The organism is Streptomyces sp. NPDC048392, assembly GCF_043200575.1.
GTDB lineage: Bacteria > Actinomycetota > Actinomycetes > Streptomycetales > Streptomycetaceae > Streptomyces.
Genome location: NZ_JBICYB010000028.1, coordinates 35,241 through 49,423 on the forward strand (window position 1 = coordinate 35,241; position 14,183 = coordinate 49,423).

At 73.5% G+C, this 14,183-nt stretch carries 11 protein-coding genes and 1 tRNA gene; 3 read left to right on the top strand and 9 right to left on the bottom strand.

What is annotated here, in order from left to right; translation table 11 throughout:
* Nucleotides 1-43 precede the first annotated feature (43 nt).
* The gene (locus tag ACGFYH_RS28395; protein ID WP_393806026.1) at nt 44-3,673 is read left to right on the top strand and encodes a S41 family peptidase; all 3,630 of its coding nucleotides are present in this window, start codon (nt 44-46) and stop codon (nt 3,671-3,673) included.
* A 104-nt stretch (nt 3,674-3,777) separates the two neighbouring features.
* On the opposite strand, the gene ACGFYH_RS28400 is transcribed toward ACGFYH_RS28395, so the two are convergent.
* From ACGFYH_RS28400 to ACGFYH_RS28415, 4 genes are all read right to left on the bottom strand, one after another.
* Nucleotides 3,778-4,005, bottom strand: coding sequence for a hypothetical protein (locus ACGFYH_RS28400; protein ID WP_393806027.1), 228 nt, complete (start codon nt 4,003-4,005; stop codon nt 3,778-3,780).
* Between the two features lie 88 nt (nt 4,006-4,093).
* A complete protein-coding gene (locus ACGFYH_RS28405) occupies nt 4,094-4,987 on the bottom strand; it encodes an SDR family oxidoreductase (RefSeq protein ID WP_393806028.1) in 894 nt (297 codons plus the stop codon).
* Nucleotides 4,984-5,937: an alpha/beta fold hydrolase gene (locus tag ACGFYH_RS28410; protein WP_393806029.1), complete on the bottom strand. Its 954-nt coding sequence runs from the start codon at nt 5,935-5,937 to the stop codon at nt 4,984-4,986. The genes ACGFYH_RS28405 and ACGFYH_RS28410 overlap by 4 nt, the downstream gene beginning before the upstream one ends.
* Complete coding sequence (locus ACGFYH_RS28415) at nt 5,934-7,475, bottom strand: flavin-containing monooxygenase (protein ID WP_393806030.1); 1,542 nt, start codon at nt 7,473-7,475, stop codon at nt 5,934-5,936. Before ACGFYH_RS28415 ends, ACGFYH_RS28410 begins: the two co-directional genes overlap by 4 nt.
* 181 nt (nt 7,476-7,656) lie before the next feature.
* Here ACGFYH_RS28415 and ACGFYH_RS28420 point away from each other — a divergent pair, with 181 nt between their 5' ends.
* Nucleotides 7,657-8,280 carry a MerR family transcriptional regulator gene (locus ACGFYH_RS28420; RefSeq protein ID WP_393806068.1) on the top strand — a complete coding sequence of 208 codons (624 nt, stop codon included), beginning with the start codon at nt 7,657-7,659 and terminating at the stop codon, nt 8,278-8,280.
* Nucleotides 8,281-8,299: 19 nt separating this feature from the next.
* On the opposite strand, the gene ACGFYH_RS28425 is transcribed toward ACGFYH_RS28420, so the two are convergent.
* Entirely contained in the window at nt 8,300-9,103 is an 804-nt protein-coding gene (locus ACGFYH_RS28425) for an exodeoxyribonuclease III (protein WP_393806031.1), read from the bottom strand.
* Between the two features lie 69 nt (nt 9,104-9,172).
* On the opposite strand from ACGFYH_RS28425, the gene ACGFYH_RS28430 reads away from it, so the two are divergent.
* A complete protein-coding gene (locus tag ACGFYH_RS28430) occupies nt 9,173-9,658 on the top strand; it encodes a GNAT family N-acetyltransferase (protein WP_393806032.1) in 486 nt (161 codons plus the stop codon).
* 34 nt (nt 9,659-9,692) lie between these two features.
* Here ACGFYH_RS28430 and ACGFYH_RS28435 read toward each other — a convergent pair whose 3' ends face one another.
* From ACGFYH_RS28435 to ACGFYH_RS28450, 4 genes are all read right to left on the bottom strand, one after another.
* A complete protein-coding gene (locus ACGFYH_RS28435) occupies nt 9,693-11,429 on the bottom strand; it encodes a hypothetical protein (protein WP_393806033.1) in 1,737 nt (578 codons plus the stop codon).
* 211 nt (nt 11,430-11,640) lie between these two features.
* A tRNA-Ala gene (locus ACGFYH_RS28440) sits at nt 11,641-11,714 on the bottom strand.
* Between the two features lie 403 nt (nt 11,715-12,117).
* The gene (gene glpR / locus ACGFYH_RS28445) at nt 12,118-13,374 is read right to left on the bottom strand and encodes a gephyrin-like molybdotransferase receptor GlpR (RefSeq protein WP_393806034.1); all 1,257 of its coding nucleotides are present in this window, start codon (nt 13,372-13,374) and stop codon (nt 12,118-12,120) included.
* Between the two features lie 182 nt (nt 13,375-13,556).
* Nucleotides 13,557-14,171 (bottom strand): GNAT family N-acetyltransferase, encoded by a 615-nt coding sequence (locus ACGFYH_RS28450; RefSeq protein ID WP_393806035.1) that lies wholly within the window; start codon nt 14,169-14,171, stop codon nt 13,557-13,559.
* Nucleotides 14,172-14,183: the final 12 nt, after the last annotated feature.

A 14,183-nucleotide genomic window follows, 5' to 3' on the forward strand; every position in this document is an offset into this window, starting at 1 on the left:
GTCGGCAACGCATAAGTTGCCGGTACCCGGTGCCCGGAAAAGCATGGGGTGGGTGAGTTATCTGCGCCTTCCGCACCTCAGTGGCGACCAGCTGTGCTTCGTGGCCGAGGACGACCTCTGGCTCGCGTCCCTCGACGGTCCGGGCCGGGCCTGGCGGCTCACCGTCGACCGCACCAAGGCCGGCCATCCGCGCTTCTCCCCCGACGGCCGGCACATCGCGTACACCAGCTGGCGCACCCTGGTCCCGGAGGTCCATCTCGTGCCGGTGGGCGGCGGCCCCGGACGGCAGCTCACCCACTGGGGCAGCCTCGACACCCGGGTCTGCGGCTGGTCGCCTCCCGATCCCGACGGCACCACCGCAGTCCTCGCCGTCGCCTCGCACGGCGAGCCGTTCTCCCACCTCACCTGGGCCTACAAGGTCACCCCCGACGGCGATCCCGGCCGCAAGCTGCCCTGGGGTCCGGTCACCGACATCCAGGCCGCCGACCTCGACGGCGAGCGCAGATCCCTCCTCCTCACCGGCACCCCGCCGCACGAGCCCGCCGCCTGGAAGCGCTACCGGGGCGGCGCCACGGGCCGGCTCTGGCTGCACGGGCAGCGGCTCCTGCCCGACCTCGGCGGTCACCTCGCCGCGCCCATGTTCGTCGGCGGCCGGATCGCCTTCCTCTCCGACCACGAAGGCGTCGGCAACCTCTACTCCTGCGCCCACGACGGCTCCGGCCTGCGCCGCCACACCGATCACGACGCGTACTACGCCCGCAACGCGGCGAGCGACGGCACCCGGGTGGTGTACCAGTGCGCGGGCGACCTGTGGATCGTCGACGACCTCGCGCCCGGCTCGGTGCCGCGCCGGCTCGACGTGCGGCTGAGCGGCCCGCGCGCGGGACGGCGTACGTACCAGGTGCCCGCGGCCCAGCACGTGGGCGGCGTCTCCGTCGACGAGACGGGCCGCGCGAGCGCCGTCGTCGTACGCGGCAGCCTGTACTGGCTCACCCACCGCGACGGTCCGGCCCGCACCATCGCCGACACCCCGGGGGTCAGGGCGCGGCTGCCGGAGATGCTCGGGGCGGGCGGGCGGATCGCCTACGTGACGGACGCGGAGGGCGAGGACGCCGTCGAGATCTCCTACCTGCCCCGGGCGACCGGCGGCCGTGCGGCCCGGCGCCTGGCCTCCGGACGGCTGGGCCGGGTCCTGGAGCTGGTCTCGGACCCGGCGGGCGAACGTCTCGCCGTCGCCTCGCACGACGGGCGGCTGCTGATCCTCGACGTGGCGGAGCAGGACGCGGAGGTCGCGCCGACGCTGGACGCGGCGGACGCGGCACACGCGGCACACGCGGCGGACGCGGCGGACGCGGCGGACGCGGCAGGCAGGGCAGGCAGGGCCGATGACACTGAAGGGACCGACGAAGCAGGCAGGGCTCACGAGGCTGAAGGGACCGACGAGGCAGACAGGCCCGACGAGGCTGAAGGGACCGACGGGAAGGCTGACGGGAGGTGCGGCGGAACCGACGGCGCGGACAGGGCGGACCCGGCGAGGGCTGCGGGCCCGCCGGTCACCGGCGCCGCGGCGAACGGCACCGCGGCCGACGCCCCCGGGCCCGACGACACCGGCACCGCGGCCGGGACCGCGACCGGCCCCGTGGCCGCCGGAGGCACCGTCACCGAGCTGATCCGCTCCGTCAACGGCCCCGTGCGCGACCTCGCCTTCTCTCCCGACGGGACATGGCTCACCTGGTCGCACCCGGGCATCGGACGCTCTCTGCGGCAGATCAGGATGGCCCGGATCGACGGCCCCGAGGGCACGCTCGTCGTCGACGTCACCAACGGCCGCTTCGAGGACGAGAACCCGGTGTTCACCCGGGACGGCCGCTACCTCGCCTTCCTGTCCTGGCGCGGCTTCGACCCGGTGTACGACGTGCACACCGGCGACCTGTCCTTCCCGCTGGGCTGCCGCCCCCACCTGGTACCGCTGTCCTCCGCGACCCCCTCCCCCTTCGCCCTCAGCCCCGAGGGCCGCCCCGCGGCGGGCGGCCTGGACCCCCTGGAGAACGAGCCCGCCGAGGGCGGCACGGTGACCGTCGAGATCGAGGGTCTGGAGAACCGGGTGACACCGTTCCCGGTCACCGCCTCCAAGTACTCGGCGCTGCACCCCGTCGCGGGCGGCGGCCTGGTCTGGCTGCGCTGGCCGATCTCGGGTGCGCTCGGCGAGACCTTCGCCAACCCGGCCGACCCGAGCGAGCAGCCCACCCTGGAGCACTTCGATCTCGCCAAGGCGAGGAAGTCCGAACTGGTCGGCCATCTGGACTGGTTCCGGGTCAGCGGCGACGGCACCCGGCTGGTCGTACTCGACGAGGACGACCTGCGCGCCGTACCGGCGACCGAGGTGGGAGACGGCGACTCGACCACCTGGATCGACCTGCGCCGCATCCTGCACGAGGCCGACCCGGCCGCGGAGTGGCGCCAGGCGTACGACGAGGCGGGCCGCCTGATCCGCGCCCATTTCTGGGACCCCGGCATGTGCGGCATCGACTGGGAGGCGGTACTGGACCAGTACCGCCCGCTGGTCGAACGGGTCGCCACCCCCGACGAGTTCGCCGACCTGCTGCGCGAGGTGCTCGGCGAACTCGGCACCTCGCACGCCTACGTGGTCGCCGCCCGGCGCAACGAGGGCCCGGCGCACTACCAGCGCCGGCAGGGCCTGCTCGGTGCCAACTTCACCTGCCGGGACGGGCGGTGGCTGGTCAGGCGCATCCTGCCGGGCGACTCCTCCGACTCCAGGGCCCGCTCCCCGCTGGCCGGCACGGGCATTCGCGACGGCGCCGTGCTGACCCACGTCGACGGCCGCCCGGTCGATCCCGTGCTGGGCCCGTACCCGCTGCTGGCCGGTGCGGGCGGTACGACGGTGGAGCTGACCTTCTCACCGGCCGAGGGCTGCCCGGGACCGTCCCGCCGGGTCGCCGTCGTGCCACTGGTCGACGAACGGCCGCTGCGCTACCAGGACTGGGTGGCCAAACGCCGCGAGGTGGTGCGGGAGTTGAGCGGCGGGCGGTGCGGCTACCTGCACATTCCCGACATGGGCGGCTCCGGCTGGGCGCAGTTCAACCGCGACCTGCGCATGGAGGTGTCCCGGCCCGCGCTCCTCGTGGACGTGCGCGGCAACGCGGGCGGCCACATCAGCGAACTCGTCGTCGAGAAGCTGACCCGCACCATCCTGGGCTGGGACCTCACGCGCGACGCCCAGCCGGTGTCGTACACCTCCGACGCGCCGCGCGGGCCGGTCGTCGCGGTCGCCGACGAGGCGACGTCCTCCGACGGCGACATGATCACGGCCGCGTTCAAACTGCTGCGCCTCGGCCCGGTGGTCGGGCAGCGCACCTGGGGCGGCGTGGTCGGCATGACCGGCCGGCACCGCCTCGGCGACGGCACGGTGATCACGGTGCCGATGAACGCGGCCTGGTTCGACGCCTACGGCTGGTCCGTGGAGAACCACGGCGTCGCCCCCGACGTCGAGGCGCTGCGCACTCCGCTGGACTGGGCCGAGGGCCGCTACACGATGCTGGACGAGGCGGTCCGGCTGGCGCTGGAACTGCTGGAGACCAACCCGCCCGCCACGCCGCCCGGTTACGACGCCGTACCGGACCGGTCCCGTCCGCCGCTGCCGCCGAGGACGTGAGAACGGGGAGCCGGGAACGCGCGCGAGAGGGACGCCGGGACGCGCACGAGAAAGGGCGCCCTCCCGGCGACGGGGGGGCGCCCCTTCACGTCAGCGGCGGCGCGTCAGGCGTCGAAGCTCTCCTCGAAGCGCTCGTCCGTGTCCCGACGGCGCGAGGGGTCCCGCTCGTCCGACTCGCGGCGGCGCGAGGACGGGTCCATCTCGTCCTCGTCGCGACGGCGGTCGCGGCTCTGGAACTGGTCCTTGGCCTGCTCGGCCCGCTGCTTGCCCTGCTGCTTGCCCTGCTGCTGCATGCGCTCGGCCTTGTCCTGGAACTGGTCCTTCATACCCATGTGGGCTCACTCCTGTGGTGATCGGGCCCGGCCGGATCGGCCGGGCGCTCGATCAGATTCACACGAGCCGTGACCGTGCGCATGTCGATCACTTACGGACCGTAGCGGTGCTGGTCCCGCGCTCTTCGTCGGCCGCTCCACCCGCGCCGACCAGGCCGGTCCGCAGACCGTTCAGCCGGTCCCCGAAGCGCCGCATCTCGCGCTGCCCGACGGTGCCGATGACGGCCGGCAGGTAGCCGCGCACGCTCTGCATGCCCCGCAGCCACCACTGCCCGTAGACGTGTGCGGAACGGCGCTCGACGCCCTCCACGAGCCGGTCGACCGCCGGCCCCAGCGGATAGGTCTTGTTGGTCGGCCAGGGCAGCCGCTGCCGCAACTCGCGCATGACGTCGTCCTGGTCGGCGCCGCGCACCATGTCGGTGTCGGTCCACGACAGATAGCCGACGCCGACCTGCACGCCCCGGTGGCCGACCTCGGCGCGCAGGCTGTGCGCGTACGCCTCGACGCCGGACTTGGACGCGCAGTAGGCGGACATCATCGGCGCGGGCGTCAGCGCGGCGAGCGACGCGATCTGGAGCAGGTAGCCGCGGCTCTCCAGCAGTGCCGGCAGGAAGGCGCGGGCCGTCACCGCCGACCCGATCAGGTTGACCTCGATCACCCGCCGCCAGGACTCCGGGTCGGATTCGACGAAGGGACCGCCGGTGGCCACGCCCGCGTTGGCGACGACGACGTCCACCTTCCCGAAGCGCTCCCCGACCTCCGCCGCCACCCGGGCCATCGCCTCGTGGTCGGTGACGTCGGCGTGCCAGTGCCCGCTCTCACTGTGCAACCGGGCGCTGACCTGCTTGAGTTCGTCGGGCTCCAGACCGACCAGCGCCACCTTCACCCCGCGCGCGGACAGCTTGCGGGCCATCAGCTCCCCGACGCCCCGCGCGGCTCCGGTGACGACGGCGACCCGCCCTTCCAGGCTCACCCTGCTCATGCGCTCTCCCCGGCGTGTCCGGCACCCTCACCGGGTGCGGCGGCTGTGGTGGGTACGTAGGTGGCGGCGAGCGCCCGTATCTTCCCGGTGACCAGTTCCGGCGCCTCGACCGGAGTCATGTGGCCGAGGCCCGGGAGTTCGGTCAGGCCCACGCAGTGGGGCAGGGCGGCGGCCAGCGAGCGGGCGTGCACGGGCGGCGTCAGCCGGTCCGCCGTGCCGACCACGACCTCCACCGGCATCCGCAGCTCCCGCACACCGTGGTCGAGGTCGAGCAGGTCGAGCACGCCCGACCAGCCGTGGCGCACCCGGCGCGGACAGGCGTGCACGATCCGGGCGCAGGCCTCGACCATGTGCGGGCCCGAACCCGGGCCCAGGGTCCCGTACTTGAGGATCCGGCGGGCGAGCGGCGTGACCGGCCCGAGCGGCGCCCGGGAGCCGAGGATCCGCCGGGTCAGCCAGGTGCGCACCCGGCCCTCCCCGAGGGGCAGGACGGTGGCGGACGCCACCAGCCGCGCGCTGCCCGTGCTGCACAGCAGGACGGCCGCCGCGTGCTCGCGCACCGCGGGCCGGGTGGCCGCGGCCATCAGCGTCATCCCGCCCATGGAGTGTCCGGCGATCACGGCCCGTTCGCCCGGCGCGAGCGTGGCCTCCAGTACGGCTTCGAGGTCGTCGGCGAGGGGCTCTGTGCCGTACGCCGGGTTGGCCGGGCTGCGGCCGTGACCACGCTGGTCGTAGGCGATGACCCGGTGGTCGGCGGCCAGTTCGCGGATCTGCGCCGCCCAGAAGGCGATGGAGCAGCACCAGCCGTGCGCCAGGACGACCGCGGGCGCGTCCTCGGGGCCGTGCACCTCGACGTGGACCCGGGCGCCGTCGGCGGCGGTGACGGTCAGCTCGCGGGCGGGGGCGGGCGGGGCGTACGGCCCGTCGGCGACGTGCGGCAGGCGGCTCACGCGCTCACCTCCGCGTCCGCGCCGGCGTCCGCCTCGGCGGTCTTCGCGGGGACCGGGGCCGGGCGCAGCACCTCGTACTCCGCGAGGTCCACACGCCGCGTCGCCCGCCGGAAGTCGGCGGTCGTGCCCGGCCAAACGGTGGTGTTGCGGCCGCTCGCGTCCAGGTACCAGCTGGTGCAGCCGCCGGTGTTCCACACGGTGCGCTTCATGCGTTCCTGCACCCGGTGGTTCCAGTCGCGCACGGCGGCGGGGCGGGCGTCGAGGGCGGTGCGGCCGCCGAGGACGTCGAGCTGCCGCAGATAGTCCGCCATGTAGTTCAGCTGGGACTCGATCATCAGGATCATGGAGGAGTTCCCGAGGCCGGTGTTGGGCCCGATGACCGTCATGAAGTTGGGGAAGCCGGCCGCCGAGCCGCCGCGCAGCGCCTCCATGCCGCCCTTCCAGGTCTCGGCGAGGGTCCGTCCGTCCGCGCCCACGACCCGCTCGGCGATGGGCATGTCGGTGACGTGGAACCCGGTCCCGAAGATGATCGCGTCGGCTTCGGCCTCGGTGCCGTCGGCGGCGACGAGGGTCGATCCGCGCACCTCGGTGAGCCCGCTCGCGACCACGTCGACATTGGGCCGGGCGAGCGCCGGATAGTACGTGCTCGACAGAAGGATGCGCTTGCAGCCGATGCGGTAGTCGGGGGTGAGCTTGGCGCGCAGGGCCGGGTCCTTGATGGCGGCGCCCATGTTGCGCCTGGCGATCCGCTCGACGAAGCCCAGCTCGTTCGGGTGCTTGGTGAACGCCTGCACCTGGAGTTCCCGGATGCCCCACAGCAGCCCGCGGCGCAGCTTGGTGGTGACGGGCAGCGCCCGGTGCAGGGCCCGCTCGGCACCGCTGATGGCCCGGTCCATGCGGGGCATCACCCAGGCCGGGGTGCGCTGGAAGAGGGTGAGGCGGCCGACCTCGGGCTGGACGGCCGGCACGATCTGGATGGCGGAGGCGCCGGTGCCGATCATGGCGACGCGCTTGCCGGCGAGGTCGTAGTCGTGGTCCCAGCGGGCGGAGTGGAAGACCTTGCCGGGGAAGGAGTCGAGCCCCGGGACGTCCGGGACCTTGGGGTCGGACAGCGGGCCGGTCGCGGACACGACGACGTCGGCGGTCAGCCGCCCCTTCACGGTCTCGATCTCCCACCGCAGCCGCTCGCCGTCCCACACCATCCGCTTCACCTCCGAGTCGAAGCGGAGGTGGGGGCGCAGTCCGAAGGTGTCGGCCACGTGCTCCAGATAGGCGCGGATGTGCTCCTGCCCGGAGAAGGTGCGCGGCCACTCGGGGTTGGGCGCGAAGGAGAAGGAGTACAGGTGGGAGGGCACGTCGCAGGCGCAGCCGGGGTAGCTGTTGTCCCGCCAGGTGCCGCCGACGCTGCCGGACCGCTCCAGTACGACGAAGTCGGTGATCCCTTCGCGCCGCAGCCGCACGGCGGCGCCCAGCCCGCCGAATCCGGACCCGATCACCGCCACCCGTACGTGTTCGTGAACCTGCTCGTGCTCGGCCATCCCGGAGCCTCCACGCTTAGCCTGGACCGTCTGGAACCATGCCAGTGAACACTGGCGCAATGGGAGCGTAGAGCAGCGCCGTACTCATGGGTAGGGGTCGGGCGGAGGAAAGTTACCGGCGGTACGCCATAAGGTCGTGGACGTGACCGAGAAGCGTGAGAACCGCATGCGTGAATACCGCATGGAGGAACTGGCCCGGCTGGCCGGCATCACGGTGCGCACCCTGCGCTTCTACCGCGAACGCAGACTGATCCCGCCGCCGCGCCGCGAAGGCCGCATCGCCTGGTACGACGACCACCACCTGGCCCGCCTGCGCACCATCGCCGCCCTCCTGGAGCGCGGCCACACCCTCAACGGCATCGCGGAACTCGCCGACGCCTTCGACCACGGCCGCGACGTCGGCGACCTGCTCGGCCTCGGCGAACCCACCGAGGAGACCCCGGTCCGCCTCACCCCGGAGGAACTCGCCGCCCGCTTCGAGGGCGAGGTCACCCCGGAGAACCTGGCCGCCGCGATGGACCTCGGCTATCTCGGCACCGACGGCGACGAACTCGTCCACATCAGCCACCGTCTGCTGGAGGTCTCCTCCGCCCTGGTCCGCGAGGGCATCCCGCTCGCCGAGGTCCTCCGGGCCGGCGCCCGCGTCCGCGAACACGCCGACGCCCTCGCCGACCTCTTCGCCGACCTGATCCTGCGCCACGCCCCCGAACGGGAACTCGACCGCCTGCGCCCCCTGGCCCGCAGCGTGGTGGAGGCGGAACTGTCCCTGGCGCTGGACCGGCGGATACGGAAGCGGACGGACTAGACCTTCGCCGCCCCGGCCCTCAGCGGTCGTAGACCACCGTGACCGGCGCGTGGTCGGACCAGCGCTCGGCGTGCGTGGCGGCCCGCTCCACGTACCCCTTGAGGGCCTTGGCGGCCAGCCCGGGGGTGGCGAGATGGTAGTCGATGCGCCACCCCGCGTCGTTGTCGAAAGCCCGCCCCCGGTACGACCACCACGAGTACGGTCCCTCGGCGTCCGGATGCAGCGCCCGCACCACGTCCACGTACCCGCCCTCCGCCGGGTCGAGGACGCGGCTCAGCCACTCCCGTTCCTCCGGCAGGAACCCGGAGTTCCTCTTGTTGGCGCGCCAGTTCCTCAGGTCGGCCTCGCGGTGGGCGATGTTCCAGTCGCCGCAGACGACGACCTCGCGGCCGTCGGCGGCGGCGCGCTCGCGCAGTTCCTCGAGGTGGGCGAGGAACTCGCCCATGAAGCGGACCTTCTCGTCCTGCCGCTCGGTGCCGACCTCGCCGGAGGGGAGGTAGAGGGAGGCGACCGTCACACCGGGCAGGTCGGCCTCGACGTAACGACCGCTGGTGTCGAACTCCGCGGAGCCGAAGCCGATCCGCACGCGGTCGGGCTCTCGGCGGGTGTACAGGGAGACACCGGCGCGGCCCTTGGCGGCGGCGGGTGCGTGCGTGACGTGCCAGCCCTCGGGCGTGCGGACGTGCTCGGGCAGCTGCCGGGGCTCGGCCCGCACCTCCTGGAGGCACAGCACGTCGGCGGAGGTCCCGGCGAGCCACTCCACGAAGCCCTTCTTCGCGGCGGCACGCAGACCGTTCACATTCACGGAGGTCACGGTGAGCACCAGGGCACGATACCGGCACACTGGACGGTGCCCCGATCCCGGATCTCGCATCGATATACGGTAGGTAGCATGAACATTCGCCGGGTCCCCTTCGACCACCCCGACGCCGTGAAGCTCAACGACGAGGTCCAGGCCGAGTACGACATCCGCTACGGCGACGGCGGCGACGCCACGCATCTGGACCCGTCGGACTTCGCGCCGCCGAACGGCCTGTACCTGATCGCGTACGACGAGCACGACGTCCCGGTCGCCTCGGGCGGCTGGCGCAGCCAGGACGCCAACGACGAGGGAAACCTCGACGGGGACGCCGAGCTCAAGCGGATGTTCGTCATGGAACAGATGCGCGGCCGCGGGCTGGCCCGCCGCATCCTGGCCGCCCTGGAGGAGGACGCCCGTGCGGCGGGCCGGACCCGGATGGTGCTGGAGACCGGCACCAGGCAGCCGGAGGCCGTGGCCCTGTACACCTCGAGCGGCTACGAGCCCTGCGGGAAGTTCGGCTACTACCGCTTCCACGAGGAAAGCCTCTGCTACGCGAAGGCTCTCGGGGCCCGGTAGCCGCCCGTCGGGCCGGCGGCGACCGGGACGCCCGTCAGGCGGCGCCGCCCGCCCCGCGTCGGCGGGAGACGACGAACAGGATGCCGCCCGCGGCGAGTGCCAGTGCCGCGCCGGCGGAGGCGAGCAGGGCGGTGGAGCCGGTGGAGGCCAGCAGTCCGTCCTCGCCGCCCTGGGGCGACTGGCCGCCGGTCGTGCCTCCGGTGGTCCCGGCGGTGGAGGTGCCGCCGGTGCTGCCGCCGGCCGGGTCCGAGCCGCCGCTCGTCCCGGTACCGCCCGTGGTCTGCGAACCGCCGGTGGTGCCCGTGCCGCCCGCGGAGTCCGGGCCGCCGGTGCTGCCGCCGCTGTCGCCCGGCGTCTCCTCGTCACCCGTGCCGTTCAGCACGATCCACCCGGTGTCGTTGGACGGGTCGCCCTCCCAGGGGTCGTCGGAGTCGGGCAGGGCGATCCTGCCCTTGGCGCCCTCGACGACCTTGTCGACGCGCAGCTTGAAGGGGAAGCTCCGCTCGTCGTCCTCCAGGAAGGGGGTGTCGGCGAAGCAGCGGTACTCGGACGGGGTCTTCTCGCTCATCGGCCGGCAGGGACTGTCGACGACAGTGGCACCCTCGGGGATCTGCACGGTGAAGCCGATCGGCTCACCGCCCGCGCGCAGCGATCCGATCCACGCGGGCCCGTGGTTGCTCAGGCCGATGTCGACCGTGACGGTCTCGCCCTGCCCGCCCGCGACGCGCGCTCCGGTCAGGTCGAGGTCGTAGCTGTTCTGTGTGGCCAGGTCGATCTCGGCGTTCTTGGTGTAGTCGCCGCTCCCGCCGCCCTTGACCGGCTCGAGGGTGAGCGTCCGGCCGGAGCCCTGCCGGTAGTCGGCGCCCGACCGCAGCGCGCCGGCCTCCTCGGCGCCGACGGCGTCGAAGCCGTAGTGGAAGATGTCGCCCAGCGCGAAGCCGGCGGTCTTCACCTTGACCGGCTCGCTCAGTTCATAGGCCAGCCCCGGCGGGAACTCGCCCTCGAAGGTGCACAGGGCGACCTTCTGGTAGCGGATCAGGTTGTCCTCGTTCTCCTCGGCGTACGAGCAGTTGTCGTACGAGTCGGGGAAGGAGAGGCCGCGCGTGCCGCCGAAGCGCAGTACGACGCCGTCGGCGGACGTGCTGCCGACGTTGCGGAAGGCGAGCGGGGCCTCGTAGGTGTCGCCCGCCCTGAAGCCCGCGGGCTCGGCGGGGAGCTTCCTCTTGAGCAGCTCAGGACCGCCGACGAGCACGTCGACGTCGTGCGCGTTGAACTCCAGGCCCTCGCCCTCGCCGGTCACCTTGATCCTGCCGAAGTCACCGGCCTCGGCGGTGTCCTTCAGATCGAGGCGGACGTTCCAGCTCGGGTTGTAGGAGTCGCCGGGGTAGAGGGTGCTCGAGTCGCAGACGGCGACGAGGCCGTCCGCCTCGCACCACCGCGGCAGGCGGACCTTGGCGAAGTCCTTGAGTGCCGTGGCGTCGATGGTGACCTTGTAGCCGTTGTTGGGGACCGGTTCCGGGTCGCTGTCGCTGCCGGGGTCGTACTCCCCGGGGCCGGTGAGGCCCAGGCGGATCTGCGGCTGCCCCGGCTCGGCCTCGGCTCCGTCCAGCGCCAGGTCCACCTTGTCCGGACCGGTGATCGTGACGGGAAGAGGCGTCTGATCGTCCGCCGCGTGCGCGACACCGGCCAGTCCTCCCACGGCGAGTCCGGCGGCGGCCGCCCCGGCCAGAGCCGCGCGCACCCGGGCCGAGTGCAGGGAGCTAGGTCTCATGCTGTTTCTTCCGTTCCCAGACGACAGGAAGGCGCCACCACACGTGACGCCACGCACAGGTGACCCACAGGCCATGGGGAAGGTTGCACGCCACCCGATCACGGATGCGTCTCGGCGGCACGGACACGACTCGACGGCATGGTCCGGGTCCGCGCAACGACGAAGGTCCCGTCCGATCGTGATGATCGGACGGGACCTTCGCCCATGTGCGTGGACCTGAGGGGATTCGAACCCCTGGCCCCCTCGATGCGAACGAGGTGCGCTACCGGACTGCGCCACAGGCCCTTGCAACGAGTGAAACTTTAGCACCCCGACCGGCCTGCTCAAAAACCCCTTCCGGGCGGCGGGGCAAGGCCTGGGGCGGGCGCGGGGCCGGGGCCGGCGCGGGGCGGGCGCGGGGCCGGCGCGTGTGCGGGGCGGGGTGCCGGGGCGTGTGCGGGGCCGGGACGGGTGCAGGGCCGGGACGGGTACGGGGCGGGGGCAGGTGCAGGGCCGGGCGCGGGTGCAGGGGCGGGCGCGGGTGCAGGGGCGGGCCGGGTGCGGGGCGTGTGCAGGGCCGGGACGGGTGCGGGGCAGGTGCAGGGCCGGGCGCACGGCCGGGGCGGGCGCGGGTGCAGGGGCGGGCGCGGGTGCAGGGGCGGGCGCGGGGCGGGCGCGGGTGCAGGGACGGGTGCGGCCCCGGTCCCGGCTACTCGTTGGCCGCGCGGGGGCGGTCGCCGTCCTCGTACTGGTCGAAGAGCGGTGTGCGGCCCCGCTCCCTGGCCCGGCGGGCCGAGGCGGCGCGACGGGCGTCGCTGCGGGCCGGGGTCTCCGGACGCTCCTCGGCGTGGGCGGCCGGGCGGTCCCGGTCCCGGTCCCGCCCGGGGGCCTCCACCGTGTCCTCCTGGTCGGGGGCGACGGCACTGGAGCGCGCCGAGCTCCACGCGTCCGGCGCTCCGAGGTCCACGTCGGGCGTGGCCCGGGGCGCGACCGGTGCGGTCACGTAGGTGGGCAGGGGCACCGGCACCGGGTCCCAGCTGTCGCCCTGGGGGCGTCCGCGGCGTTCACGCTGCTGGTCGACCCACTCGGCGTGGTCGGTCTGCTCGACCAGCGCCCGCCGGTCCGCGGCGAGCGCCGACATTCCGGCGTCGGGCTCCGCCTCGGGCCCCTCGTCCGGTTCCTCGGTGTCGAGGTCGCCGGCGGGGCCGCCGGGGGCGGTGGGCCCGCGCCGGCGCGGGCGGGGATCGCGGTCGCGCAGCCGCTGGGCGGCGACCTCCGCCTGGCGACGGTCCATCTGGAAGGCGAACCGGCGGCGCTCCTGCGCGCGCAGGTGGGCGATGTAGGCACTGAGCAGCACCGCGGGCACCCCGGGCGCCCACAGGAACGCGAGGCCGCCGACCGCCGCGACGACCGTGCCGAGGGTGAAGGCCAGGAACAGCATCACGGTCGTACGCCGACGGCGCGCGAGCGCCTTGGTGCGCCGGGCCCGGGCCGCGGCCGCCGGTGAGAGAGGCGCGCGCCGCGCCTGCGGCACGCGTGCCCGCGCCGGGGCCGCACCGGACCCCGCGGAGTGGCCGGCTTCCGGCGACTGTCCGGGTCTCGGGCCGTGCCCGGGGCCGCCCGCCTGGGGACGTGCCGTTTCGGGCCGCTCCGCCGTGTGCTGCGGCGGGGCCGGCCGGGTGTGCCGTCGGGTCCTGGACACGGCGAAGGCCCGGACGTCCACCGAGTCGGTGACGGCGTCCGGGACGTCGGCGTCGGGCTCCGCCTCGTCGGCGGAGCGCGACCGCAGGTCCTTGGCGTACCGGCGCTCCATGCCCGACCGTCCGGACAGCAGCCGGATGGCGGTGCTGAAGCGTTCCGTCGGACGGGCCTCGTTCAGCTCGTCCTGCCTACGGAGCCACATCGGCACCAAGTAGGCGGCCCAGGCCCCGACGATGACTGCGTAGATGAGGCCGCTGCTGCTCACGCCTCACACGGTAGAGGGGTTTGCGTGAGGCCATCCGCCAATTGAGCCGGTGTGTCGCACGATCTGGCTGATATTTCGAACTTTTCTTGTGACCGATCCGATCAACCGACCGCCAGGACCGCGACATTATCCGCTCCAGGAGGGCCGGGACGGTCGCAGCCCGAACAATTTCGAACGTTTATTCAATTCCCGGTGTTGCCGGCGCTCGGTGTGCTCCGGTCCCGTGACCGGTGCCAGCGCCGCAGCAGCCCTTCCGGAACCTCTTCCGCGGTGAGCGCGAAGACGAGGTGGTCCCGCCAGGCTCCGTCGATGTGCAGATAACGCGGCCTGAGACCCTCCTCACGGAATCCGAGTTTCTCCACGACCCGGCGACTGGGCGCGTTCTCGGGGCGAATGCAGACCTCGACACGGTGCAGTCCGACGGTGCGGAAACAGTGGTCCACGGACATCGCCACGGCCGTCGGCATCACCCCCCGGCCGGCCACCGCCTCGTCCACCCAGTAACCGACGTGCCCGGAGCACATCGAGCCCCAGGTGATGCCGGCCACCGTCAACTGACCGGCGAGCCGCCCCTGGTACTCGATGACGAACGGCAGCATCCGGCCCGCGTGGGCCTCGGACCTCAGGTGCCGCACCATCTGCCGGTAGGTCGGCCGGTGCGCGGTCGGGCCGCCGGGTCCTGGCGGCGGAATGGTGGCCTCCCACGGCCGCAGCCAGTCGCGGTTGCGCCGGTTGACCTCCCGCCAGGCCCGCTGGTCACGCAGCTTTATCGGCCGGAGGACGATGTCGCCGTCCACCAGCTCCGCGGG